Here is a 25,595-nt window from a genome sequence, read left to right as displayed (position 1 = left end):
TCAGGCTGCAGGCACAGGTATGGAGATGTTTACTTCAGTTCCTTTTCCACCCCATGCCGCATTGGGCCGCGTTTCAAACCAGGCTTTCCGGTGGGTGGCGTTAAACAGGATATCAAGGCGCTCCTGGGTGATGATCCGCGATAGCGACGTCTTCCCGGAAAGCGTCTTCACCTGTTCTTCGATGCCCACACCGTTGTCGCCGATGCCGATGTATAATTGCTGCGCCTCCATGCGGAAGGAAATCTGCAGCTGGCCTTTATAGCCAATGTTCTTGAAGCCGTGCTCGATGGCGTTTTCCACGAAGGGTTGAAGGAGCATGGGCGGGATCATGATGGCTTCGGTGTCGAGGTCCTGAACATCAATGCGGTAGTCGAACATATTAGCAAAACGCATCTGTTGCAGCTCGATGTAGTTCTTCAGGGATGTGATCTCGTCCTCCAGGGAGATCATCTCATGGCGGTTCAGCTCCAGGACATTGCGCATCAACTGTGAGAACGATACCAGGTAGGCGTTGGCCTCCTGTTTTTTTCCACCGCCGATAAGTCCCTGCAAGTTAGCGATAGCGTTGTAGATGAAATGAGGGTTGAGTTGCATCTGCCTGGTTTTCTGCTCGAGTGCCATGCGTTTGTTTTCCAGCAAAAGATTTTCATTCTTCTCGGTGAGCAGGCGGCGGCGATATAGGTTGTACATAAACAACAGCACGATCAGGAGCAGCAGGCCTGCGGCGGCAAAGATCCACCGCTGCTGGGTGATGATCTTTTCGTTCAGGGCATTGGTAGTCTGTAGAGAGGCTATGGCCTGGTCCTTCTTTTCCGTTTCGTAGCGCGTGTGGATCTGTTCTATTTTCGTAGCCTGAATGGCTTCGGTGTTGCGGGCATATATCTGCAATACGGAGTCGAGGGCAATGTGTGCATTTTGACAATCCCCCATGCTCCAGTACGTCTCATTGAGTCCGCCGTAAACTCCTAAGAGGTCGGCCGTGGGAACATTTTCTTTTGCCCATCGTATTGCTTCCCTGAAATAATGAATCGCCGAGTCGGGCTCATTATTATCCAATACGATTTTGGCCATGTTGTTGAACGCGACAATATCGAGAAGGCCCTTCCGTTTCAAATACTGAAAATATCTTCGATAGCCATATACGGCCTCGGCGTAGTGGCCGGTGAGTACTTGCAGCTGCGATTCACCCTCGTAGGTGCGCATGAGTGTAAGGCTATCGTTGATCAGCAATGCCAGCTTACGACAGCTGTCGAGGTGCACGCGCATAGCCTTGGTGTCTGTGTCTCTCACCGCGAGTATAAACAGGAGGGCGTGATAGCGCTGTCTGACGGTAATCTGATCTTTGAACGGATGGTTTTTGTAGTAAAGGTGAGTGTACGCCGCTGCCTTTTCACCGTTCTGGTTTCTGTAGTAGAATCTGGCAAGGAGATCATACAACTTATAGGTGAATGGGTTGTCGTTTTTTTCAGCGTTCGCGATCATGTCCAGGACGGTAGCCATGAGCTCCGAATCGGCAATGATGGCTTCGTTCGTTGTACTGGACAGAATAGAATATTCTTTTAGTATGAAGAGCGCGGAAAGCGAATCCGGCTTCATGTTCCGGTAGTAGATCAACGCACTGTCGGGCTTGCTCTCGAGTTGTAGGATATAGCCCTGAAGGTAGTTGTAGTATGGATTGCCCGCGTATTCCGTTGAGTCGAATTCTTTCAACATCAGGCGGATCTGTTCTAAACGCTTCGGCGTGGGCAGTGTGTCCATCGCCAGGAAAGCCTGTATGTAGTCGTGTTCAGACACGACATGATCTTGTACGGGCACATTTCTCTCGTCAGGATTATGGCAGGAGAAAAGACTAATGGCCAGTAGGCACCCGATAGCCGGGGCGGCGAGGTATGCTCTGGCGATGAGGTGGTTCATGCAGGAATTCGTTCAAACGCGCCCAAGATACGATATCTAGCCTATACGAAAGTTACCAGTCCTCGTTGACTATCCGTATAGGATTTAGAGTTCAACTGAAATCAGTTCTTGCCCCAGTTCGTAGAAAGCATTTTCTATTTTTTTCAATTGTTGAGGACGAGGACGCTTTGCTCCGAAGGCGTAATGTTGTATCTGTCTCTGATTAATTCCTGTAATACGTTCTAAAGCTGCATTAGTGAAAATGCCTCGGTAGTATTTCAGAACGCCTTCTGCATCGAACTTGTATACAACTTTATAAGCCTTGCTTTTTATACCATGTTGGCGCAGATGCATTATGTTTTGCGTAGAGCGCTTAACCCATCGATTAAATCTTTCTTAGCTCAGCGACTGTAGCACCTGCACCGTATACTCCATCAAGGTTTTCGAACCATGCTCCAAAATCATCAGGACCTTTTGATAAAATCGCTCTAAGTACTTTCATTTTTACTTCGTTTTGTTCCTCTCAATTCAATATATGGGGCTATCACAACCCATCAGCCAGCAGGCCAGGCGTACGTTCAAATGAAATACTTGTCTTAACCATAACAGTACTTCACTCTGTTCGTAAACTTTTCACCGGATTCATCCTGGCTGCCTGTACCGTGTGCCAGCTTACAGTAATCAGTGTTATAGTCAGTATGGCTATAGCAGCAATTGCCGGTATCAGCCACGACACACTGGTGTGGTAACTATAGCGGCTTACCCATGCGGATGTTAACATATAGGCCACTGGCATGGCAATACAACACGCAATAATCACGAGTATAATAAAATCAGTAGAAACCATTTTCCACACCTGGAATACGGTAGCACCGTGTACTTTGCGAATACCAATCTCCTTTGTGCGTTGCTCAGCTATAAATGATGAGAGTCCAAATATACCCAGGCAACTGATAAAGATAGCCAGTGAAGTAAATATGACAGCCAGTTTACCGATACGTTCTTCATTACCAAACTTCTGCGCGTAAGCTTCATCAACAAACCGGAATGTAAAGGTTTTTTCTGGATTATACTTTTTATACACGCGCTCGATCGCATACAATGCCTGCTGTGCTGGCTGATCCGGATCTATACGAAACAGTGCAAAGCCACCCGCATTCCGTTCAATAAAATAAAATGTAGGCTTCACGGGTTCAAACGGAGAATTTGAAACTATATCTTTTACTACACCTACCACCTTCATCGGCTCATCATACCAGTACACCGTTTCTCCTACAGGCGCAGCAAATCCCATATGGTTTGCGGCCGTCTCATTCACAATAAACGCATTGGAGTCGCTAAGTATATCCCGGTTGAAGTCGCGGCCTTGTGCAATTTCCCACCCAATGGTTTTACCATAATTGGCAGAAATACCCAGGTTCGAAAAGTCAATAGAGAGATCCGGATCTTTTCCATTCCATTTAATCACACTTGTTGACGACCACGATTCTGTTGTTGGCGAACTGGCCTCTGCTACATCTACAATAACACGTACCTGCTGTAGCTCATTTCTTATTGCATCGATATGTTTATGAAATTCATTCGAATTTGTCTGCACCGCGATAAGCCCATCGGTTTCATACCCGATCGGTCTGTTCTTGGCATGCTGTATCTGCCGGAAGACCACGGCAGTTCCAATGATCATCGTTACGGATACCGCAAACTGCATCACCACCATTATCTTTCGTGCCCACGCAGATCCTTTCGATGCACGAAAGCCACCCTTCAACGCTTTAAGTGGCGTAATAGAGGAAAGATATAACGCAGGATAGCTTCCGGCTATTAAACCAATGAGCACACATGAGCCGATGGCGTATAGCCATAACGTTACATCACCCCACGGCAATTGTGCGCGCTTCCCGGCCACAAGATTAAAGGCCGGTAAACTAAGCTGAACCACCAATAGTGCGAGTATAAATGACATCAGCACCGTTAGTACGGATTCACTGAAGAACTGGTGTATTAACTGGCTTCGATAGGAACCAATTGTTTTACGAATGCCCACTTCTTTCGCGCGTTTCTCCGAACGTGCAGTGCTCAGGTTCATAAAATTCATACACGCCATTAATACTACAAACACACCGATCATTGCAAAGAGCCATACATATGTGATCAGTCCGCCAACTTGGTAACCTCCTTTAAAGCGGGAGTATAGATGCCACTCATTCATCGGGTGTATAAAAAGTGCAGGTTTCTTTTTGGCAAGTTCGGCACTCAGGTTTTTGAGTTTGGCATCTTTAATAATAGCGGACACTGCGTTAACATTTCGATTTGCAGCCAGTCCAACGTAGAGACTAAACGCATTGGGACGCCACGGCTCGTACATATTTTTTATCCATCCTGATTCATTATAGAGCAGTTGCCAAGGTGCAATAAAATGAACACTGTTAAATTCGGATTGCTCCGGTATATCCCGATAAACACCTGCTACATGTACCGTCATCGTTGTGTTGATGGTCATTATTTTTCCAACGGGGTTGCTATCGGCGAAGTATGTTTGGGCAAGTGACTGTGAGATAAGAACGGATGATATGTCTTTCAGCGCATCACGCGAACCGTGCAGCATCGACAGGGTAAACAATTCGCCAAAGCCAGGCTCTGCAAATATACCCGATTGCATCAGGCGTTTATCCTGGAAAGCAACAACAGCATTTTCCGCATCGGTTGCAAGCACCACATGCGTAAAATTATCACCGTACTTTTTTCGAAGTTCATCAGCCAATGGCCAGGGTACAGACCACCATGTATCGACTTGCCCATTGGTGGTTACGTTTTGCAGTACGAGCCCTATCCTATCATAGTTCCCGAAGTGTTTCTCATACGAAAGTTCGTCTTTGATCCATAGCCCTATAATAATAGCAACGGTCATACCCACTGAAAGGCCGGCAATATTGATTGCAGCATGAAGTTTGTTTTTCTTCATGGCGCGCAGCGAAGTGGTAAAATAATTCTTATACATACCGCGATATAGTGGGGGTTGTTGCGAATGCTTACGAATAGCGAAAGGCCGTATATAGGACAGTACCTGATACCAATAGTCAAGCTGAGCATGCAGGCTCGAACGATCTTCTTGCAGCGTAGAAAACCGTTCTTCCAGGTCACCACCTACATCTTCGGCGAGGTCATCACGCAAAAAACGATGCAGCAGCCACGTAGCAAGTTTGGGTGGTATATCTTGTTTCTGATGCACGACTTATTATCAGCTAAAATTAAGTTTACCTGCCAAAAGCGGATATTGTTTCCAAAGGGACATTCTGAAATCCATCGCGTCTTTCAACACACGCTTGCCGAGCGCTGTAATGGTAAATATGCGTTTACGTTTGCCGCCACGTACAGCAGTAGCCTCACCTAATGCAGACTTCACAAAACCTTTTTTTTCCAATCGGTCAAGCGTGGAGTGAACGGCCCCGATGGATACTTCGCGGCCTGTTTGTCGCTTAAACTCCTCTGTAATCTTTAGGGCATACGCTTCATCGTCAAGTATACCCGCTACAAGAAGTATTGCTTCTTCAAAGTCTCCCAGCCGTGTTTCAATCATTTACTACTAAATTGTAGAATAAATATACATGACCGCGTTCATATTATCTACAATTTAGTAGTAAATATCTTTACAGTTATATATTCATCCATTGGAATGCAGCCTCATTCCTGTGATCTTTGTTATCAGCGGAAGCAGGTATACGTTTTGAAACTCTTCATTGCATCAACGGTTTGAGTAAAGGGGTCCCTCACAACTTAAGATTTAAGATCGTGTATTCGATCTTACATACAATTACTCGTTTAGTCTTTAGTTGAATGATCTCCTGAACTCCAACGGAGACACTCTCGTTTTACTTTTAAAAAGTTTGTTAAAAGACTGTGAATGTTCAAACCCAAGCTGAAAGGCAATCTCGCTAACAGACAACCTGGTCGTAGACAATTTCTCTTTCGCTTTTTCAATTAGTTTATCATGAATGTGACGTTGTGTTGATTGTCCCGTTAACGTCTTGAGTAAACTGCCCAGGTAATTTGGTGAAATATTTAAAACTTCTGCAATCTGCTGCGCAGTGGGTAAACCTTTCTCAGTCAAGTCCGCACTATTAAACCAGTCGTTAAGAACTTTTTCTAATCGCTCTAGAACCTGATGACTGCTTTTCTTGCGCGTTATGAATTGTCGTTGATAAAAGCGTTCGCAATAGTTTAGCAGAAGCTGTATCTGAGAAATGATAATGTTGTGACTGAACTTGTCAATGTTATTGTGATACTCCCGCTGAATATTCTGCATCAACTCGGTAATAATCGTTTCTTCCTTCTCCGACATGAACAATGCTTCATTCACCGAGTACCCGAAGAATTCATACTGCTTTATATCCTTCGCCAAAGGCGTATTCCATAAGAACTCGGGATGTATAAACAGAAGTATACCGGTTGGTTTTACTTTGGGTGTCTCAACCGTAAAATGCACCACTTGTCCCGGTGCGACAAACGACATCAATCCCTCATCGAAATCATACTTTTGCTGACCATAGCGAAATTTACCCTGAATATTTCTTTTCAGTCCAACAGAATAAAAGTTTTGCACCCAGCTGATTTCATTCTTGGTGGTCTGGTACTCAACCAAGCTATAATCTACCAGGCTCACCAGCGGATGTTCCGGTTTTGGCAAGCCGCTCATTTTGTGAAATTCACTGATGGTATTGAAAGTATAAATGTTCTTAGGTTCCATACATATATAGAGGTAGAACTATAGTATAGTTCCACCTCTTTTTATAGTTCAGTAATCTGTTGACTTGCTCAAAACCTCGTTGGCCGTGAGTTCGTTATTCAATATATCAATTTTTGTGTTTGCCATTCCAAATGAATCACTTCCCATAAAGAAATGCAATGGAGGATTCTGGCTCTCTGCTAATGTAATCAACGCAAGCGCTCCTTTTTCAGGATCACCCGGTTGATTGCCTGGAATTTTTTCAAGATGCATCTCGTCAAGTTCGCGAGCCTCCTTGTAGTCAGCGATTGGATTAGCAGCGAATCGCAACGATCCCTTGAGGAGAAAATTAGTCTTAAAGTAACCAGGATATACAATGGTAGCAGACACTCCGAGTGACTTCACCTCGGCCGACAAAGCTTCTGTTAATCCTGCAACTGCAAACTTGGTCGCGTTATAAACGCCCCAGCCCGGAAACGCTCCGAGGAAACCAGCGATGGATGATACGTTAATAATGTGTCCTGATTTCTTTTCACGGAAATGAGGCATCACGTTCCTGATCACGTTCAGTACACCAAATACGTTGGCATCAAAGTTCTCACGAGACTCTTTATCGGTAAGCTCCTCGATTGTCCCCAATTGACCGTAGCCGGCATTGTTTACCACTATATCTATACTTCCGAAAGTCGCAAGCGTTTTGGCAATAGCAAGACTGATGCTTTTCTCATTTACCACATCTGCTTCCAAGGGGAGAAAATTTGCAGAGGGCCCCACATCACTTCTCATCGCGTCTGCTGTTCTTGATGTTGCCGCTACGCGATAGCCTTCGTTCAAAAGTCTTTTAACAAGTGTAAGACCGAGTCCCTTAGATGCTCCGGTTACAAACCATACTTTTTTAGTGCTCATTGTGTTGTAAAGTTTTTGTTGTTGAATTAATTACAATACAAAGGTGGGCTCTGTAAGTACGGTGTATGTTGCTAAATCAATGATCGTTGTAGCCGAAACAATGATGTGGATTTGACAGCACTGAATAAATCTTTACTTGTCCTTTTTGTTTTCTTATAGGGCGAGAATGAAACCTACATAACGGGCAGCTTGAACTATATCAGACTCCGGAACGCATACTAGAATTATGAATGGCGACAGATGTGTAAAGATCATGTCCGCCGGATAAAGAATGCGTTGAGAATGGGTATCAAAAGCAAGTCTGGTCCCCTGCCCCGTCTGCCGACATTCAATTCACTCCCGAAAGATTGCAGTTCACGCGCTACGTTGTGTTTGCATGCTCTACAGCGCTAATCAAAATACCATGTCATTGGTTTCTACATCATCGAATAAAACAAAACCCATATTAACACGTATGAAATTCAACATTCAAAAACATGTACTACGCTCAACCTTCAGCAGGTTGACAATGACAATAGTATTGGCGATGTCGCTGATATTTATTTCGGGTTGTGATGATGATGACGATTCGCCTTCGCAGCCTTCCCAGACAATTGTGGAGATTGCCCAGGGCAACAGTGATCTTTCCTCCCTTCTGGCGGCACTATCAAAGTATCCTGATCTGGTAAGCACACTGAGTGGCAATGGAAAATATACCGTGTTCGCACCGACCAATACGGCATTCAACAACTTATTGTCGGCAATAGGTCAGAGCAGCATTAATGATGTACCCGAAGATGTGCTTAAGAATATACTTCAATACCACGTAATAACTTCTGGCGCCGTAAAATCTACTCAACTCGCCAATGGAGATATTGAAGCGGCCAACGGTGAAGACATTCGTGTAACTGTAACCGGAGGTGTTAAACTCAACAGCACTGTGAATGTAACAACTGCAGATATAGAAGCAACAAACGGAGTGATTCACGTAATCGATGCGGTCCTTGTGCCGCCTTCTGTCAAACCAATTGTAGGCACCATCGTAGCGCCAGCTTATTTCAATAAAAATTTTACAACGCTTATCGCTGCGGTTCAAGCTGCCGATCCTTCTATACTCACTACACTACTCGGCAACGGGCCATCGAATAAGAAACTCACCTTGTTTGCTCCTACAAACGCAGCCTTCACAGCAGCAGGAATTACCACACTGCCTGATAAGGCAACATTAGACGCAGTGCTTACCTACCATGTTATTGATGACGAAGTGCGTGCTGCGGAGCTTCCGTCCGGAAGCGCAGCCATCGTCACCCTGGGAGGCGAGTTCTACCTTAGCAACAACGGGGCGAATGGTGTATTTATTAATGGAACATCGAAAGTTACTGCCACCGACATAGCGGGCTCTAACGGTGTAGTACATGTTATCGATCGCACACTCATTCCGCCCGCAAAAACTATCGCCGGTATAGCGACCGATCTCTCTACAGCCAGCACTCCGCAGTTTACGCAGTTGGTAGCAGCACTTGCCCGAACCAGCGGCACAGACACTGACTTACTTGCTGCCGTGAGCAACGGTGACGCCAACCTTACTGTATTTGCACCAACCGATGCAGCCTTTCAACAACTATATATTGGATTAGATGTTGAAGGTATAAACGATATACCACTCGCCACACTCACTGCTGTGCTGCAACATCATGTGGTAGCTGCGCGGGTATTCTCAACTGATCTTACCAATGGCAGTGTAGCTACGCTCAACGGTAACGTTACGGTTAGTGCCACGAATAAAACCGTCACAGATGGAAGCGGAAATGTTGCTAACCTTAGCACCAACACAGCATTGTTAAATGTGTTGGCCACCAATGGTGTAATTCATACCATCGATCGGGTGCTCCTTCCGGACTAAAAAAATAAACAATCAGGTCCATACCGTGTTTAGCACGTATGGACCTTTTTGTTCCCTGCCCAGTAGACTATATACTTAAAATCTCGCCAGATCATGTTTCGGAGTAAATACAGGTACGTGTTTGTCATACTACTGGCGGCCTATTCCCTGGTAAACATTCTTTGGGTAGTTGGCGACAAACTGTTTGAGTTTTCTGTCCCGACAAGCTTCTTGTTCCTGTTATTGCTGCAGGTGATCATCGTTACCTGGGAACTCAACCGTCTGGTTGAAAACAACCTGCATAAACTTCGCGGACTTGCGGGAGAAAAAATACACCCACTCGTTATTCTTTTTTTACTTAGTCAACTTAACGCGGTTATAGCAGCGCTAACAGGACTAGGCACCGCATATATCGCGTTAGGACACGACTCCGCCTGGAGCATAGAGCACTATAAACTTATGGTGGCTTTTGCCTTCCGGGTAAATCTTTTTCTTAACTGCATCAATGCTATATATTTCTTTCTGCAAAAATCCCGGGACGCGGAAGTACGGGCCGAGCAGTTTAAAAAAGATAGCATCGAAGCCAGGTTCGAGGCGTTGCGCAATCAGATCAATCCGCATTTTCTATTCAATTGTCTCAATGCACTTTCAAACCTGGTATATAAAGATGCCGATACTTCGGCAAGATTTATTGCACAGCTTTCCAATGTATACCGATACTTGTTATATAGCCAGGAGCGCAAGATTGTATCGCTTCAGGAAGAACTTGAATTCATCGATTCATATGTATACCTCCTGAAAATACGCTTCGGTGAAAATATATCCATTTCAAAGCACATCACCACCGATGCAGACAAGTTTCACATAGCACCGGCCACACTGCAGATGCTGATCGAAAATGCGATCAAGCATAATATAGTTTCAGGAAAATCGCCTCTCAGAATTAACATTACCTCTATGAACGGGTCTATTACTGTTGCTAACAACCTGCAAGAGAAAAAGGTGAAGGAGGCATCAGCCTACGTAGGTCTGAAGAATATCAAGAAGCGTTACGAATTTTTAAGTACCAAACCGGTAGAGATAACAAAAACTAAAAATGAATTCATTGTTAAAGTACCCCTCGTCCAGGTTGACCACACATGAAATGGAAGCATGCATTATTGAAGATGAAGTAGAGGCTGCTGAACGATTAACACGTCTGATCAAAGACTGCGATCCATCCATTAAAGTGGTACAACGCATGGACTCCGTTCAGGATGTTGTTTCTTATTTTTCTACGGGCAAGCAGCCTGATATAGTGTTCATGGACATTCAGCTGGCCGATGGAAAGAGTTTTGAAATATTCGACAAAATTCAAATAGAATCACCGATCATATTCACAACGGCATACGATCAATATACCTTGCAAGCATTCAAACAATATAGTATAGATTACCTGCTCAAACCTATCCAACCAGCAGAGCTACATTCGGCAATGGAAAAGTTGCGAAAGGTATATCAGCCAAACCGCCCGGAATTAACAGAATCAGATATCAGAACACTAAAAGAAATTGTAGGTAGTGCAAACAGCAAATTCAAGCAAAGGCTGCTGATCAAATCCGGCAACAAACTACAGTATAAGCCTATCGATACCGTTGCATACTTTTTCGCCGATGGAAAAAATGCTTATCTCGTTGGAAAGAGCGATGGGAAGAAAGCACTCATCGATCACACACTGGAAGAGTTGGAGGAGATGCTCAACCCTGATCACTTCTTTCGGATCAGCAGAAAATATATAGTAAATTTTGATGCCGTGCATGAACTGAAGGGATTGATCAGTGTAAAATTGGAAGTGCGGCTTCACCAGCCCTGTGAGCACGCGTTGGTGGTAAGCCGCGAGCGCGTTCATGAATTAAAACGATGGCTTGACCGATAACGTTCTATGGCGATCGTTTTCGCGAGGCTCTGCCCAGAAACTTAAAAGCATCTACCATCAGTATAGTGCCGGTAATACCGGTAACACCTCCGGCTATAAGCAGTCCTTTTCCGAGCTCATCATATTTTCTGCCGAGCATAAGACCACCGGCTATCGTTATGGAGTATCCTAGGGTCGCCACGGCAATACCACGCTTGAAACGCGTCTCGGATTTAGCCAGGTTAATCTGGATGTTAGCAACATCGGCCTGAAGTGAAAGAAGCTCTCTTTTAAATTGTTCTATTTGAATCAACGTATCTGTAACCTGGCCATATACGCAAGAGGCAACGAAGAAAAATAAAATCGACAGGGTAATTTTCATAATATATATAGAAAAAACGAATAGTATGGCCCTAATGCCTGCATTAAAAGCGTGGTGTATTAACAAAACACAAATTGGATTGTTACCATTTTTTTGTTTTACTGTTACATTCTCTGAAAAACCTATAGATCTGAATTAAACACAACGGATTTAAACATTCTGTCCAGATCAATGTTTTGGCATTTACACAAATTGATATAGATACCATGCTAGCACACTTAGTTTATGTAAGCGTTAGAAAAAGAAATTGTACGGATGAAGAGATGGATAAAATTCTTGCCGCCTGCAAAGTGAACAATGAACCACTCCAGGTTACCGGGGTTCTTCTATACTCCGACAGCACGTTTATTCAATACGTTGAGGGCAAGGCCACCACGTTAACCGATCTTTACGATAAGATCAAAAAAGATGCGCGCCATGAAAAACCGGTGATGATATCCTATGGTCCGATCACAAAAAGAATTTTCCCAAGCTGGCAAATGGGAAGTCGCAAAATGGCCTCTGATAATATAGACTTCGTTACCGACATAACGCATCAGGATAAAGACGTATTTCAAAGAATAATGAACGGCAAGGAGACCGAGGGAGCAAAAGTTCGTGATCTCCTGACGAAGTTTTTCAAGAAGTAATGGCGTAATACCACGCCCGCGTATATCAAAAAAAATAACGCAAGGGGACGGCCGTTGACGGAATAAAATCCGCAACGCCTCCCCCTAGTGGTGCTTTTACAACTATAGATGTTCTGAACTATATGAAAATGGATTCAATTACCGGTAACAATCCTACACATGGTTACTTATTTTTATACCGATCTGTCGGCAGCGGATAAAGTACCCTGCTCCTGTCCCGAAGTCTCTCACCATGTAAATTGTAAAGAAAAATCCGATTGCGGGTCATAATAGTATACTTCCTGCACCGTAATCCTCAGATATATATATACTATAATCCTTGCAAAGAGTATATAGCCGAAGATACATCTGAAAAATCAATTTGATCCAACCGTGTTTTGCGAATCTGAAACGACGAGATACCGGGAGAAGAACGGTAAGGCACGGGTATAAAATCGACCGTGATCCGTAAAATTAGTACTCCACGGGTCGCCGCGATACTCTTCGGCTTCATGCTCCACTCCCAGTTCGTCCAGCTTAAGGGTGAATTGCTGATTTGCAAATACGTGATCATAATTGCTATCGTATCGCGCCCAATCGAAACCTATACCGCGCATTTTTCTAAGATTGCCAGCGCGCTCTTTTAGCTTTTGATCAAGCAAAAAATCATCCTTGAGTTTGGCATAATTTGCCACATTGAGCTTGGGTTCACCATTCTCCATCTCTACCATAAAATCACAATAGAAAGGCGGACGATCCGGATTCGGAAGAAAGGCCTGCATGATGCTCACGTAAGGACGCGCAAATCCTTCACTAAGCTCATTAAAAGATTTGGCCGCATGAATTTTCTTCCAATCCACCTTTGAAACCATTGGTATCGGGCCCGTTCCTGTAGCTACCGGATGCATGGCGTAAACGACGCTGAATACATCCGGATACAGCATCGATAATACCAGCGCACCTCGTCCGCCAACAAAGTCGCCTGTCAGTGCCCTGCTATCTCGATTCTTTATCGTTCGGAAGTGAGCGTCAATGAACGGCACCAACTCATCGACAGTAAAGTCAAGCCACCGTCCCGTCACTGCGGAGTTCTCGTACCAAATACCGGACGTGGCCGAGCCATAGTCTGCCGCCACCAGGATAAATTCCCCTACTACATTTGCAGCAAACGCGCGGTCCAATAGAGTTTGAAGAGCTCCACTCTCAAACACTTTTTGAGCGCTTGAATTTATGGAGTGAAAGTAATAGACTACAGCATAAGACTTCTCGGAACGTTCATAACCCGGTGGTAAATAAATCTTAACGGTACGATTTATGTCTACACCCGTCCTTGTGTTTCGAAGTATATTAGAGACGAGTGTCTCCGTCACGACTTTGCCAGTAGATATGGATTTCGGTTGATTAGCCGAATTGGCTTTCGTTACTTTTTTTCCCTGAGCATACGCTACAGATATTGAACTGATAAGCAAAGCCGCCATTGTGAAATACATATACATTGAATGTAATTGCCGGCCTGCGGATGGACAAATGATATTTATATTCATAGTTAAGGATGAATTAATCCTGACATGAAAATATCACCGTTACGATGCCTTTAGGAAATCTAATTGATCTCATGGCGCTAATTATGTTTGACCTGCATCGATATATTGACAACGCGAAGTTGAATGGATGAGGTACCCACCCTTATGACCTTCCCAGTGGACGTCCACAACCCTTCCATCGGTTAAAACAGAAAGCCGTTGTTACATGTATAGTTCAGTATAGTATATATTGGCATACGGGTATATAGGTATACCAATACACACTATACTTCTTATTTATTTTGTTATTCCACCAGAAGAACAACCTTACCATTTACGCCACCAGTCGTCAAAAAATCCTGGGCTATTGCGGCTTGTTCAAGCTTAAATGTTTTGGAAACAATGGGTTTTAATTTTCCCGCTCCAAGCAGGTCCATGCCATTCTGCAAGATTTTAGAAGACAGGTCAGACGCTACAAAATAGGCTTTCACATGGTATTGTTCTGCCAACTGCTGTGAGGGTGGTGAGACGATACTCAACAATTTACCACCAGGCTTTAGTACTTGGAAAAGCTTTTCCTGCCCTTGGCCCCCGGCGGTATCTGCCACCAGGTCAACATTTTTAATAATACCGACCACATCCTGTAATTTATAATCAACTACATGGTCGGCACCAAGGCTTTTTGCTAATGCAAAACCCTTTCCGGATGCTGTAGCGATAACATATGCGCCGGCAGCTTTTGCCATTTGGATCATAGCACTGCCTACCGCACCGCCACCGCCCTGTATCAACACCTGTTGCCCTTTTTCTAATCTCCCTTCCGTAAACAGTACCGATTGTGCTGTCCCGATGTTGACAGCAATCGATGCTGCCTCTTCGAAGGACAGGCCTTGTGGCTTGAGCAAAACAAAGTTTTCGTTTACAGTCACATACTGTGCATAAGCGTGTTTCATCGGCACGGCAATGACCTCATCGCCCACTTTAAATTTCGAAACACTCTTACCGATGGCAATGATTATTCCTGCAGCTTCACCGCCGGGTATGAAAGGCATTTCCACAGGGCGGATTGCCTTCATGAATCCCATGCGTATTTTCATATCTACCGGGTTCACCCCTACTGCCTTAACCTGGATCAAAACATCATTTTCGCTTTGGATCAATGGAGCCGGAATTTCAACCTGCTCAATCACGTCGGAGGTTCCGTAAGTCTGATATTGAATTGCTTTCATTATTTTGAAGTATAAAGTGGATAATCAATGTAGCCTTGCTGGCCCGGAGAATACAACGTGCTGAAGTCAACACCATTGAGGGAGACATTCCTTTCGAGACGGCTGGCAAAATCAGGATTAGCAAGGAACCCGCGCCCAAAAGCAACCAGATCAGCCGTGCTGTCCTGCAGCTTTTGTTCAGCTGTCTCATGAGTCAAACCATTACAGAGTATAATTGTATTCTTAAAGGATGTACGGATAACCTTGTACGTTTCCTCCGGAATGTCGGGGTTGGTTGAAAGATGTATGTAGGCGATCCCTAATTTGTCCAATTCGCGGCTGAGATGGGTATAGGTTTGATGCACTTCCTCTTTATCGTAAGGCTTTTGGTCGCTCAATTGGGAAAACGGAGAAAAGCGAATGCCTATTTTATCCGGGCCAATAGCCGCTGCAATTGCCTGGGTAATCTCTAGGATGAGGCGGCTTCTTTTTATTAAGTTTCCTCCGTACTGATCCGTCCTGTTATTCACATTGGGGTTCAAGAACTGTTCGAGCAGATACCCGTTGGCGCCATGAAGCTCGACACCGTCAAAGCCGGCGAGAACTGCGTTTTTGGAAGCGTTTACAAAATCTGCAATAACGCGGGCTATTCCTTCCAAGGTAAGAGCCACGGGAACAGAGTGTGATTGCATCCCCAGAGAATCTGTAAAGATTTCACCGGAAGCCTGAATGTCCGATGGGCCTACCGGTTGTACTCCATCGGGTAGATTCGCCACATGGCCGATGCGCCCGGTGTGCATGAGCTGCAGGAAAATTTTTGATCCATTTTGATGGACAGCATCTGTAACTTTCTTCCAGCCTTCGACTTGTTTGGCAGAATAGATTCCGGGAATGCGAGGATAGCCCAGGCCTTCAGGACTTGGCGAGGTGCCCTCTGTAACAATCAACCCCGCACCGGAGCGCTGTGCATAATAGGTTGCCATCAGTTCATTGGGAAGGTTTCCCGTAGCCCTGCTTCTGGTCATGGGTGCCATCACCAGATGATTTTTTAACTTTAAGGAGCCTTTTTCAAACGGCTTGAATAACTTTTTCATTTTGTCATATCTAATTTGTATGAACAAATGTAAAAGCGAATAAATGGGTAAAATAACCGAAAAAGACACAAAAATAGTCCTATCCGACAGATCATCTATCCAGAAATCAAAGACAAGAGACGGTGATGCTTATGCAGTATAGGAGAACTTCTTGGGGGTGACGCCATACTGCTTTTCGAATAATCTGCTAAAGTGGCTGAGGTTTGAAAATCCCAACTCATAGCCAACCTCCGCGACCGAATGCCTGGCTTGCTTCAATAGAAAAGCAGCCTCTTCCATTCGGGCCTTCTGATAATAATTATAGATCGAATCTCCGAAGGTTTGTTTAAAGAGCTGCTTGAGTTTGGTCTCGCTCATCGAGGCGATCGTTGCTAGTTCACTTAACACCGGTGGAGTACTCAGATCACGCAATATCTCACTGCGAATGACCAAAAGTTTTTCAGCATCGTTACTATTTATATTCTTAAACGTGGTGTTCTCCCGAAGTGACAGCTTACTAAAAAGCACATACATTAACTCCTGAACCTTAATTTGTACATAGAAATTATTCATCGAGTTGTTCATGTCGACCGATACAATATTCTTCAGCAGCAATTGCATCTCAGGATCCAGATTTTCAAAAAACAGAAAGGAAGCGTTTTCTGCTGTAATGGTTTTGATTGTGTTGTTGGGTTTTTCGATCGACAAGATTGATTGTAATCTGTGAGCAGTAATACCCACTACTACATATTGAATGTTGCTAGCCGCGGGAAAACGGATCTCGGTGCGCAAATCATTTGTGGATAGAAGTATCGAAGAATCATTCTTTTGTGAGAATGGTATATGCTCTTCGTTATTGTATTTAACTTCAAGATCTTCTTTGTTACTATAAAAGAAGATCGTACGAAGGTCGTTAGGCTTTGGCGCGGGATTGCGCTTAATAATCAAATCTTCCTTTAATCTATAGCGGTGGATCGTTAATTTGAAATCATCCCCAAAACCAATTTTACGTACATAACCCTCTCCCATTGCCTTGGGGATCACCAGAAAATTATCTTTCACAGGAACATGAATGAGTTCTGAAAATCTGGTTATAAAGTCAAAACCCAGGTCAGCCGTAAATTCTAAAATCATTCGAAAAAATAACGAGTTAATACCTCTTAGGCTAACTAAATTTATCAATTGTTGAGCGATGGCATACGATCACAAAAGGTACATTTCTCCATCCGTAAATGAGTACCGAAATCCGAATTGAAGGAGGTCACGAGAGGCCAAATTCTTCATAAAACAAACTTATGTTACTTATATCCTCAGTAAAAATACGGAATCGTCTCTATCATTTTTACCGATTCATCGGGTGACCACTTTGGATACCTTTGACATCATTCAGACAATACAATTTAACTTGATCAATTTGCTCGTCTGAATATTTTGTGCTTGTCTGATTTTTTATCTGTAAACATCAAGGCGATTTATCGCATGTTCAACTATTGACGCATAGTATAATGAGGCCCTATATAGTACTGATCCTGCTTATTGCTTGCTACTTCCAAACAAACGGACAGCAACTTTTTATGCAGAAGTATCCGACAGAGGTACACCGTGCCTCAACGCAAAACTGGGGCGTGGTACAAGATAAGCAAGGCACGCTTTATTTTGCCAACACAATGGGGGTACTCATATTTGATGGTATTCAATGGGAAGTGATCGAGCTACCAGGTAAAGCCTCTGTTCAATCACTGGACATTGATAAAAATGATAAAGTATATATTGGAGCACAAGAAGAATTTGGATATCTCAAAAGGTCGGATAAAGGCAACTTTGAATACGTTTCACTCCTGCCCTTAGTACCGGAGACGAAACGACATTATGCAAAATATATATTGGCCGTACAGGTGTGGGATGAATCTGTCGTATTTAATTATGGCGATCATGGCTATATATACCGAAACGGGAAAATTGATATCCAGGAAAATCCACCTTCCTGGTTTTATCCAATAGGAGATTCCGTTTATACTACCAGGGATGAAGAAACCACATTGTACGTATATAGGAACAACGCCTTCAGGAAGACAGATTTAAGTCTCAATATTGACATCCGGGCGATAACAGCTTATGAAGGAAAGCTCTTGTTCATGGATGATAAAAATCAGCTGTGGCTCGTAGATCCAAACGCAGTCTCCAAGGACAGGGTGACTATGCTTTCCGAAAATCTCAATGCTCTGTTGAAAAAACTCATTGTAAATAGTATCGTCTCTCTATCGGATAGAAGATTTGCCATTCTTACAAATCAGGATATAATTATCGCTGATTTAAGTGGTAAAGTTCTTTACCGGGTAACCAAGTCAATGCTTGGTGATAGTAACTTACAGAATACTATCGTATACGAAGACTCCCAATACAACCTGTGGTTTACAACGGACGAATTCATAGGCCTGATTATTACCAGTTCTCCCCTGTCCTATTTTGATAAAACGAATGGTTTTCAGGGAGTCGTATATTCATTTGGAGAGCGCGATGGACAACAATATGTAGGTACAAGCACTGGATTGTATCACCGAATGGATGGAAGTGAATTTGCGTTAGTTCCGGGAATGGCGGGTTCCATTTGGGATATGCATCAACCCGATGATCACCTTTATATAGCACATGATAGCGGTGTGTTCGAGGTGATGGGACGAAAGGCCACTAAATTAATATCGCAGCAATATCCTAAGTCACTGTGTGCACTTAGCCGGCATCCTGATTGCATCATCATGAGTACGTATTTTGAAGGTTTATGGTCACTGAAGAAAAATAACGCCGCATGGACGAAGCATAAAATCAGAGGCTTTGAAGAAGGAACCAGCTATATTCAGGAAGATGATAAGGGTAATATATGGATTTCGAATGACGGAAAGGGAATCTGGAAGCTACAGCTAAATGAAGCAATGGACACTGTCATTTATAAAAAATTCTATACAGCACCGCATCAACTTCCCTCCAGTCTTGACAACTGTATTTTAAAATTAAGCGATCAAAAAATGATTGCCACAACACAAGATGGTATATATTCTTACAATGCATCCAAAGATATCTTTGAACCAGATTATCGTTTTCAAAAAGCGCTACAAGGCATTACTATCTATTCGCTGGCAGAAGGTAAGGATGGTCAGATTTATTTTAAGGGAAAAGACAAAATGAAAGAGATCGCCGGAGTACTTACAAAGAAAATTGATGGTACTTACTCAGCTTTATTTACACCATTTGATAAGATCACATGGGCCCATGCAGGTGTGCCTATAATGGCTACTCACGAGGGAGCATGGTTTGGTAATGATAACAAGATTATAGTATATAACGCCAAGCAGAAAACTCACTATGAGGAACCTCTCCTGCCCATTATCAAAAAACTTGCTGCCGCTGATTCCATCCTATATATAAATGACACTACCTATAAAAAAAAGAATATTCCTTATTCATTAAACAGCTTGTCATTTGATTTTAATGTAATGAGCTACGAAGACTTTGAAAAGAATGAATTCCAATACAAGCTGGTTGGTTTCAATAAGGAATGGTCTGCCTGGAGTACAGCCAGAGAAGCGCACTTTACAAATTTGCCAGAGGGCGACTATACATTTGTAATACGTGCCCGAAATATCTATAGGAATAAGAGTCGAACTGCAAGCATGACAGTTCATATAGATCCGCCCGTCTATAGAACAGTGTTGGCCTATATAGTATATTTGGTATTGGTTGTCGTTGTATTTGCAGTTTTATTGTCCTGGCTTACTAATCTCAAAACAGAACGGGTAAACCGGCAAAAGGAAATTCTGAAGAGAAAAGTTGATGAAAAGACCAAGAAACTGAAAAGTCAAGCCGAAGTTCTTAAAGCTTCAAACTACACCAAGGATAAATTATTTTCGATCATCTCTCACGACATGCGCGGGCCCATTCATCAGGTTCGGGAGATATTCAACATGATTGAATCGGGATATATATCACCGGATGAATTTAGAACGCAACTCATGCCTGACCTGAAGGAACGGTTTACGTATGTAGCGACACTAACCGACAATTTGTTACACTGGGCAAAAGGACAGATGGAGGGTATTCAGGTTAAACCATCGGTATTTAATCTTTTAAATGTCATTGATGAAAATATTGATTTACTAAGCGCGCAGGCGCTAAAAAAATCTATCAACTTGACTTTAGGCTCACAAAAATCCATTGACGTTTATGCCGATAAGGACATGATAAAACTTGTACTTCGCAATCTGATTAGCAATGCCATTAAATTTACTCCTGAAAACGGCTTAATTGAAGTAAGCACCAGAACAGAGGAAAGATATACTTACATATCCGTGCGTGACACAGGAACAGGTCTTTCCCCTGAAGATATCGGTAAGATCCTGGACAAAGAATATTTTACAACGTACGGAACAGCAGGAGAGAAAGGGTCTGGACTTGGGCTGATGCTTTGTCGGGAGTTCGTTGAAAAGAATGGCGGCAAACTTACTATAGAAAGCCAGCAGAATATTGGCAGCACATTTACGTTTTGTCTGCCAATACCCTGAAGCACGGACTAAACTCGTAGTATATATATACTACTAACGATATATAGTAGTGGTCACTTCATCCTGAATGCTGTCGCCTTCAGCGCAAATCACTCGGGGCCACAGAAGTCTTTTTATACAGCTATATAAAGTTTATTTGAATCAAGACACAAAATGTGCTTCCGAACTGATGGGAATATTCAGGACTTTGGAAATCAAGCAATTCTTTTCCGCATCTTTAGTAATGGCTTCGAACTCATGTGCGCTAATACCGGATACAGAGCCCGTGATATACAGATGTGTCCCCGTTATTTCAAGACCTTCCATTGACAACGTTGCCTGCGTATTTAATGATGTAGGACTCAATCCCTTTTCTGTTAATATATAACTGACTGCCATTGTAAAACATGCTGCATGTGCTGCCGCTAACAATTCTTCAGGATTTGTGCCTTTTTGATCTCCCGCAAAACGAGTTTTAAAACTGTAGTTTGTATCGTTTAACGTTTTACTTTGGGTGGTTAATTCGCCCTTACCTTTCTGTAAGGTGCCTGACCAATTTGCTTTTGCTGTACGCTTCATTTTTATACTACATTTTAAGAATTGTTATTGTCACCGCAGGCGGTGCTATATGATTTTCACAACAGAGTGTAAAGAGGCTATATATATATATATAAGATTCCTTCCTTCTTAATTCAGGAAATGGTTTTTGAATTTATTGGGAGCAATCCCTACCTCTTTTTTAAACAGACGCGAGAAATACGTGACATTATCAAAGCCAAGGGAATGTGAGACTTCCGATACGTTCATTTCACCTTCTGCCAGCAGATTTTTTGCTTCACCAATCAAGAAAAGGTGAATAAGCTCCAAAGCTGTTTTTCCGGTTTCTTGCTTGAGTAGATCAGTTAAATATCGCGGCGACAGATGGAGTTTTTCTGCCATGAAAGACACCGTGGGCAATCCGATATCTTTTGTTCTTCTATCTTCGAACTGAGCTGCCAGCAATGCGTTGAATTTTGTAACAGTTGAACCCGTTAGCTGTGTCCGACTAATGAATTGCCTTTTATAAAAGCGTTGTGCGTAGTTAAGCAAGGTATCGAGATGACTAATAATAATGTCCTTGCTATGTTCATCAGTATTATTGCTATACTCTTTTTCTATACTGAAATACAAATTCCAGATTATCTCCTCTTCTCCGGGTGAAAGGTGCAATGCTTCATTTACTTCGTAATCGAAATAACTGTATTTCTTAACTTTGTTGTAAAGGGCTGTTCCTGGTAAAAAGTCTTCGTGGATAATAATTAAGAATCCCTTTTCCTGTAGTTCCACATTTCTAAAGATCACCTTCTGTTGTGGCTTTACAAACGACATGGACCCGCGGTCATGGTCATATTTCGTTTTGCCATAAACCATACTGCCGGCTTTCAATTTTTTAAATCCAATGATATAAAACGCTGAAAAAAATTCAAGTTCATTCATCGCCGTACATTTATCCCGTTCACCGTAGGCCACACTGAATAGCGGATGCTCGGGTGGCTTTATACCAAGAGCTTCATGTAGGTCGCTTATTTTTTTAAAGTGATTCATTCTTTTTAGCAAGTAAAACAGAACCCGGCAAATCGGATTCTGCTAATTTTAAACTTCCTTTACCCATGTGCTGCTACAGAAACTTCCTGCCATGATTCCCATGTTTTCAGGCGTTCTTCATAGGTATATTTTACCCAAGGATAAGTAGTTTTGCCCAATAGCAATCTTAACGGCGGATTTTCCGCATCCACCAGGCTAAGAATAGCCTTGACAGTTGCCTCAGGCTTACCGGAATCCTGCTCATTGGCCTGCTCATAAAAGGCTTTTCGGATGCCATCGTAAGCCGTTATTGATTCACTCAACGCAAGAGAATTTGTACCGAAGAAATCGGTGGAAAAACCACCGGGTTCCAATAGGGTTACTTTAATGCCAAAACCACTTACTTCGCCTGCCAGTGTTTCCGTAAGACCTTCCACTGCGAACTTAGAGGCACTGTAGAGTCCCATTAATGATACAGTATTCAAGCCCAGCGCACTCGAGAGTTGAATAATTCGCCCTGAATTTTGATTACGCATAATGGGCAGAACCGCTTGTATAGTCCATAATGAGCCCAATACATTCGTTTCAAACTGCACCCTAACGTCTTGCTCTTTTAACTCCTCTACAGCTCCAATGTGCCCATAGCCGGCATTGTTTATCAATACATCGATGCGTCCAAAGTGATTGTTTGCAGTTTCTACTGCTTCAAAACTTGCTTTTTTATCCGTAACATCAAGTTTTACGACCAATAGACTTGATGGAAATTCTTTTGTAAGATCCTGTAATGTTTCAGGGTTGCGAACAGCGGCAACTACATGATCGCCACGCTGTAAAAACGCTTCTGTCCAAATCCTGCCAAATCCACGCGATGCGCCTGTTATAAAAATTGTCTTTGCCATGTTCGTAAAATTTTATCGTTTAATGAAAGGATAAAGTTCGCTCGGCAATCACTTAGTAAAATGATACAAAAGTGGGGGAAAATGAAACATTTGTACGATGGATCACTTCAATGAGAGACCCGCGTATCCATCGGAACAAGTGGATAGCTGCAAACGCTAAAAGGGTTGATAAAGAAGGTGGTTAAAATGCTCGTCGCGGCACAATCAATTTCAACATACCCCGAGGTTTGACCCATCAGAAGCCCTGGCATTAATAGTTCCGTATGGTAGCATACACGCCAAAGGATTCAGATTCTATGTCATAGAGCGGTCTAAGCATATACGTTTTTCCATTGTTGCGTAGCTTGAAGACCCGATTATTTTCTGTTACTGAAAGATCACGCAGTATACTCTCAACATCACCTTTTAAGATTAATTCTGAAGCACTCTCAAAAGCCAGCATGGTCGGACCATAAAAAATGGATATGACATCCTCGTCATCGGGCATTGGCTTTGCATAAAAATTATAATGGAAAGTCAACCTGATTTTATCGTTATCCCTCCATTCACGAGTTAAAATTATGTATGAATCAGGTTTGATTGTAATATCCTGTTTCTCGTCATTAATGTACACATCAGCTTTTTCCGCCCAGGCCGGCACCAGTAACTTAAGTTTAAATGCTGCCTTCTTTTTTAAAGACAACCTGAATTCAACACCTGGACTCATGGGAAAATTGCCTGTTTGTTCCAGAACAATATTCCGTTTTTCCCACTTTACCTTAGAGGGAATATACAGATTCACCCATAGGGTTGAATCACTGTGGAAATAAATATTTGAATTCAGGGATGCGAAAGCCTCAATAGAGGAGCCATTGCAACAGCGATAATCATTATCTTTTAAAAAGACTTTTTTACGGGGGGAACCCAATGGCAAATGATAGACACAGGCACCAGTATGGGCACTTTGCAGTGCCATCACAGAATTGTAAAAGGTATTCATGTAAGTGTCTGCGAATCTTGCATCAGTAGTCCAGGAAAAAAGCGTAGAGGTAAGTTTCTGGGTGTTATGAGATACGCATGACTCGGCAATTTCGTTTGTCATGGTATTGCTTAAATGTCCAGGCACACCCCAATGCTCTGAGGTAAGCGAAGTAGGCGTTGTTACATTAGGGCGCGGACCGCTGCTTGAGCCGTTGGCATAGGCGTGATGATTGATGAGCATGTTCCAGAAATTCAATACGGCATCACGATATAATGTGTCCCGTGTTATGGAATACCGCTGAGCAAATCCATTGACGAGCACCAGATGGGTGTTGGCGTGCAGTCCACTCAAAATATTTTTATTCCTCGCGAGCGGAACTGCAAACCAATCCCGATCAAATATTTTTGCCAACGCCAGATGCCTGGGATCTTTGGAGATTTTATATAGTTTATAGAGAATCTCATTCATAGCTCCCGGCTCGTTTGAGGGATTAGCTTCAGCTGTATATAGCAGCTTCTCGATGGTTTCCTTATCAAGCCGAGCCATTCGCTTCTCTACATATGCCGCCATGTTTACCACCATTTCATAAGCCCTTTTATTGGCGGTGCGATCATAAACATCCAGCAGGCCTTGCATGACTTTGTTATAGGTATAGTAAGGTGCCCAGACACCCCCAAATTTGACTTCTAGCGTATCAAAGTCTTTTTCAGGAAATGCACTAAGATATCCGTTTCCTAAAGCGCGTTGACATTTATATAATTCTTCTACCATGTAATTCAGCCTGCCCGTCAGCAAGGTGTCTTTATACCGCTCCACCAAACTTGAAACTGCTGAAAGATAGTGCCCTGTAAAATGACCTCTGAGACCAATATAGGGAGCTTCCCAACCTTCTAAAGGTTTAGCAGTTGAAGGTAGACCAGCATTCACTTTGAAGTTGTGAAGCAACCGATCGGGGTCCAGTGATTTCAAATAGGATGTATTCAAATCTTCACGCTCTTTCACCCCTGATGGATTCAGGATCACTGACGTATTTGAAAAAGGTATGGCTTTTTCAATTCTCGTGTTAGGGGGCACATTCTGACTGAAGAGACAAGGATGACAAAACGCTATCGACACAATCAACAATACTATTCTTCTTATTGTAATCATCTGTTCCATTGGTTTCCAAAAAGTTTTTATGAGATGTTTTACTTCATTCAATTTGTCAGTTTACTGTCTGTACGTTGACAACTTAGAGTGCAACGGCTGTTGTTTGCCGTTGCATTGCTGGGAGCAAAGTATGGAATTAATGATTCTCAAAAGTCAAAAAGATGTATACTAAACGTCTACAAGGATTTTGAGGTCCACTTCGCTCCTTCGTTGGATTGTTACCAAATACAAAACACTCCAAAAAATCTATTCAGGAATGTTCAGCTAATTTTCAAATCAGGGACGCTCCTTAATGCTCTCTCTAAGCATAGCGATTCCCATTATGTGATTTTTAATGTAAAAATAGAAACTGAAGTCAGCCAGGTGAAGATTTGAATTTAGATATAAACGCAGCTAACCTCGCTAAAAGGTGAATGA

At 42.9% G+C, this 25,595-nt stretch carries 20 protein-coding genes; 5 read left to right on the top strand and 15 right to left on the bottom strand.

The genetic code is table 11. From position 1 onward, the window contains the following. From B5Y40_RS11235 to B5Y40_RS11210, 6 genes are all read right to left on the bottom strand, one after another. On the bottom strand, positions 1 to 1,914 hold the full coding sequence (locus B5Y40_RS11235; protein ID WP_079686745.1) for a tetratricopeptide repeat-containing sensor histidine kinase: 1,914 nt from the start codon (positions 1,912 to 1,914) through the stop codon (positions 1 to 3). Between the two features lie 84 nt (positions 1,915 to 1,998). Then, on the bottom strand, positions 1,999 to 2,247 hold the full coding sequence (locus B5Y40_RS11230) for a hypothetical protein (RefSeq protein ID WP_079686744.1): 249 nt from the start codon (positions 2,245 to 2,247) through the stop codon (positions 1,999 to 2,001). Between the two features lie 259 nt (positions 2,248 to 2,506). Continuing rightward, positions 2,507 to 5,122, bottom strand: coding sequence for an ABC transporter permease (locus tag B5Y40_RS11225; RefSeq protein ID WP_221408903.1), 2,616 nt, complete (start codon positions 5,120 to 5,122; stop codon positions 2,507 to 2,509). Between the two features lie 9 nt (positions 5,123 to 5,131). After that, a complete protein-coding gene (locus B5Y40_RS11220) occupies positions 5,132 to 5,470 on the bottom strand; it encodes a PadR family transcriptional regulator (RefSeq protein WP_079686743.1) in 339 nt (112 codons plus the stop codon). 249 nt (positions 5,471 to 5,719) lie between these two features. Further along, on the bottom strand, positions 5,720 to 6,637 hold the full coding sequence (locus B5Y40_RS11215) for a helix-turn-helix domain-containing protein (protein ID WP_079686742.1): 918 nt from the start codon (positions 6,635 to 6,637) through the stop codon (positions 5,720 to 5,722). 48 nt (positions 6,638 to 6,685) lie between these two features. After that, a complete protein-coding gene (locus B5Y40_RS11210; protein WP_079686741.1) occupies positions 6,686 to 7,522 on the bottom strand; it encodes an SDR family NAD(P)-dependent oxidoreductase in 837 nt (278 codons plus the stop codon). Between the two features lie 454 nt (positions 7,523 to 7,976). Here B5Y40_RS11210 and B5Y40_RS11205 point away from each other — a divergent pair, with 454 nt between their 5' ends. From B5Y40_RS11205 to B5Y40_RS11195, 3 genes are all read left to right on the top strand, one after another. Next, a complete protein-coding gene (locus tag B5Y40_RS11205; protein WP_159453665.1) occupies positions 7,977 to 9,404 on the top strand; it encodes a fasciclin domain-containing protein in 1,428 nt (475 codons plus the stop codon). Positions 9,405 to 9,521: 117 nt separating this feature from the next. After that, the gene (locus tag B5Y40_RS11200; protein WP_159453664.1) at positions 9,522 to 10,526 is read left to right on the top strand and encodes a sensor histidine kinase; all 1,005 of its coding nucleotides are present in this window, start codon (positions 9,522 to 9,524) and stop codon (positions 10,524 to 10,526) included. 1 nt (position 10,527) lies between these two features. Next, the gene (locus B5Y40_RS11195; protein ID WP_159453663.1) at positions 10,528 to 11,298 is read left to right on the top strand and encodes a LytR/AlgR family response regulator transcription factor; all 771 of its coding nucleotides are present in this window, start codon (positions 10,528 to 10,530) and stop codon (positions 11,296 to 11,298) included. A 4-nt stretch (positions 11,299 to 11,302) separates the two neighbouring features. On the opposite strand, the gene B5Y40_RS11190 is transcribed toward B5Y40_RS11195, so the two are convergent. Continuing rightward, positions 11,303 to 11,659: a hypothetical protein gene (locus B5Y40_RS11190; protein WP_079686737.1), complete on the bottom strand. Its 357-nt coding sequence runs from the start codon at positions 11,657 to 11,659 to the stop codon at positions 11,303 to 11,305. Between the two features lie 206 nt (positions 11,660 to 11,865). On the opposite strand from B5Y40_RS11190, the gene B5Y40_RS11185 reads away from it, so the two are divergent. Beyond that, a complete protein-coding gene (locus B5Y40_RS11185; protein ID WP_079686736.1) occupies positions 11,866 to 12,288 on the top strand; it encodes a BLUF domain-containing protein in 423 nt (140 codons plus the stop codon). Positions 12,289 to 12,644: 356 nt separating this feature from the next. On the opposite strand, the gene B5Y40_RS11180 is transcribed toward B5Y40_RS11185, so the two are convergent. From B5Y40_RS11180 to B5Y40_RS11165, 4 genes are all read right to left on the bottom strand, one after another. Continuing rightward, a complete protein-coding gene (locus B5Y40_RS11180) occupies positions 12,645 to 13,745 on the bottom strand; it encodes an alpha/beta hydrolase-fold protein (protein WP_159453662.1) in 1,101 nt (366 codons plus the stop codon). A 350-nt stretch (positions 13,746 to 14,095) separates the two neighbouring features. Next, a complete protein-coding gene (locus B5Y40_RS11175) occupies positions 14,096 to 15,019 on the bottom strand; it encodes an NADP-dependent oxidoreductase (protein ID WP_079686734.1) in 924 nt (307 codons plus the stop codon). Continuing rightward, entirely contained in the window at positions 15,019 to 16,092 is a 1,074-nt protein-coding gene (locus tag B5Y40_RS11170; protein WP_079686733.1) for an alkene reductase, read from the bottom strand. The genes B5Y40_RS11175 and B5Y40_RS11170 overlap by 1 nt, the downstream gene beginning before the upstream one ends. A gap of 129 nt (positions 16,093 to 16,221) precedes the next feature. Continuing rightward, a complete protein-coding gene (locus tag B5Y40_RS11165) occupies positions 16,222 to 17,205 on the bottom strand; it encodes a helix-turn-helix domain-containing protein (protein ID WP_079686732.1) in 984 nt (327 codons plus the stop codon). A 440-nt stretch (positions 17,206 to 17,645) separates the two neighbouring features. Here B5Y40_RS11165 and B5Y40_RS11160 point away from each other — a divergent pair, with 440 nt between their 5' ends. After that, a complete protein-coding gene (locus tag B5Y40_RS11160; RefSeq protein WP_159453661.1) occupies positions 17,646 to 20,627 on the top strand; it encodes a sensor histidine kinase in 2,982 nt (993 codons plus the stop codon). A 141-nt stretch (positions 20,628 to 20,768) separates the two neighbouring features. On the opposite strand, the gene B5Y40_RS11155 is transcribed toward B5Y40_RS11160, so the two are convergent. The 4 genes from B5Y40_RS11155 to B5Y40_RS11140 form a co-directional block, all read right to left on the bottom strand. Further along, positions 20,769 to 21,185: an OsmC family peroxiredoxin gene (locus tag B5Y40_RS11155; RefSeq protein ID WP_079686730.1), complete on the bottom strand. Its 417-nt coding sequence runs from the start codon at positions 21,183 to 21,185 to the stop codon at positions 20,769 to 20,771. Between the two features lie 108 nt (positions 21,186 to 21,293). After that, positions 21,294 to 22,190 (bottom strand): helix-turn-helix domain-containing protein, encoded by an 897-nt coding sequence (locus tag B5Y40_RS11150; RefSeq protein WP_079686729.1) that lies wholly within the window; start codon positions 22,188 to 22,190, stop codon positions 21,294 to 21,296. A 59-nt stretch (positions 22,191 to 22,249) separates the two neighbouring features. Continuing rightward, positions 22,250 to 23,068: an SDR family NAD(P)-dependent oxidoreductase gene (locus B5Y40_RS11145; protein ID WP_079686728.1), complete on the bottom strand. Its 819-nt coding sequence runs from the start codon at positions 23,066 to 23,068 to the stop codon at positions 22,250 to 22,252. Positions 23,069 to 23,318: 250 nt separating this feature from the next. Further along, positions 23,319 to 25,229 (bottom strand): beta-L-arabinofuranosidase domain-containing protein, encoded by a 1,911-nt coding sequence (locus B5Y40_RS11140; RefSeq protein WP_221408902.1) that lies wholly within the window; start codon positions 25,227 to 25,229, stop codon positions 23,319 to 23,321. Positions 25,230 to 25,595: the final 366 nt, after the last annotated feature.

Origin of the sequence: Ohtaekwangia koreensis, assembly GCF_900167975.1 — a bacterium.
Taxonomy (GTDB): domain Bacteria; phylum Bacteroidota; class Bacteroidia; order Cytophagales; family Cyclobacteriaceae; genus Ohtaekwangia; species Ohtaekwangia koreensis.
Note: the sequence above shows the minus strand (reverse complement) of the source record. Positions and strands in the feature narration are given on the sequence as shown.

Excerpts from the sequence above, each read along its gene's own strand:
- B5Y40_RS11235 (WP_079686745.1), bottom strand. The coding sequence starts at position 1,914 with ATGAACCACCTCATCGCCAGAGCATACCTCGCCGCCCCGGCTATCGGG.
- B5Y40_RS11230 (WP_079686744.1), bottom strand. The coding sequence starts at position 2,247 with ATGCATCTGCGCCAACATGGTATAAAAAGCAAGGCTTATAAAGTTGTA.
- B5Y40_RS11220 (WP_079686743.1), bottom strand. The coding sequence starts at position 5,470 with ATGATTGAAACACGGCTGGGAGACTTTGAAGAAGCAATACTTCTTGTA.
- B5Y40_RS11215 (WP_079686742.1), bottom strand. The coding sequence starts at position 6,637 with ATGGAACCTAAGAACATTTATACTTTCAATACCATCAGTGAATTTCAC.
- B5Y40_RS11210 (WP_079686741.1), bottom strand. The coding sequence starts at position 7,522 with ATGAGCACTAAAAAAGTATGGTTTGTAACCGGAGCATCTAAGGGACTC.
- B5Y40_RS11205 (WP_159453665.1), top strand. The coding sequence starts at position 7,977 with ATGAAATTCAACATTCAAAAACATGTACTACGCTCAACCTTCAGCAGG.
- B5Y40_RS11195 (WP_159453663.1), top strand. The coding sequence starts at position 10,528 with ATGGAAGCATGCATTATTGAAGATGAAGTAGAGGCTGCTGAACGATTA.
- B5Y40_RS11190 (WP_079686737.1), bottom strand. The coding sequence starts at position 11,659 with ATGAAAATTACCCTGTCGATTTTATTTTTCTTCGTTGCCTCTTGCGTA.
- B5Y40_RS11185 (WP_079686736.1), top strand. The coding sequence starts at position 11,866 with ATGCTAGCACACTTAGTTTATGTAAGCGTTAGAAAAAGAAATTGTACG.
- B5Y40_RS11180 (WP_159453662.1), bottom strand. The coding sequence starts at position 13,745 with ATGGCGGCTTTGCTTATCAGTTCAATATCTGTAGCGTATGCTCAGGGA.
- B5Y40_RS11175 (WP_079686734.1), bottom strand. The coding sequence starts at position 15,019 with ATGAAAGCAATTCAATATCAGACTTACGGAACCTCCGACGTGATTGAG.
- B5Y40_RS11170 (WP_079686733.1), bottom strand. The coding sequence starts at position 16,092 with ATGAAAAAGTTATTCAAGCCGTTTGAAAAAGGCTCCTTAAAGTTAAAA.
- B5Y40_RS11165 (WP_079686732.1), bottom strand. The coding sequence starts at position 17,205 with ATGATTTTAGAATTTACGGCTGACCTGGGTTTTGACTTTATAACCAGA.
- B5Y40_RS11160 (WP_159453661.1), top strand. The coding sequence starts at position 17,646 with ATGCAGAAGTATCCGACAGAGGTACACCGTGCCTCAACGCAAAACTGG.
- B5Y40_RS11155 (WP_079686730.1), bottom strand. The coding sequence starts at position 21,185 with ATGAAGCGTACAGCAAAAGCAAATTGGTCAGGCACCTTACAGAAAGGT.
- B5Y40_RS11150 (WP_079686729.1), bottom strand. The coding sequence starts at position 22,190 with ATGAATCACTTTAAAAAAATAAGCGACCTACATGAAGCTCTTGGTATA.
- B5Y40_RS11145 (WP_079686728.1), bottom strand. The coding sequence starts at position 23,068 with ATGGCAAAGACAATTTTTATAACAGGCGCATCGCGTGGATTTGGCAGG.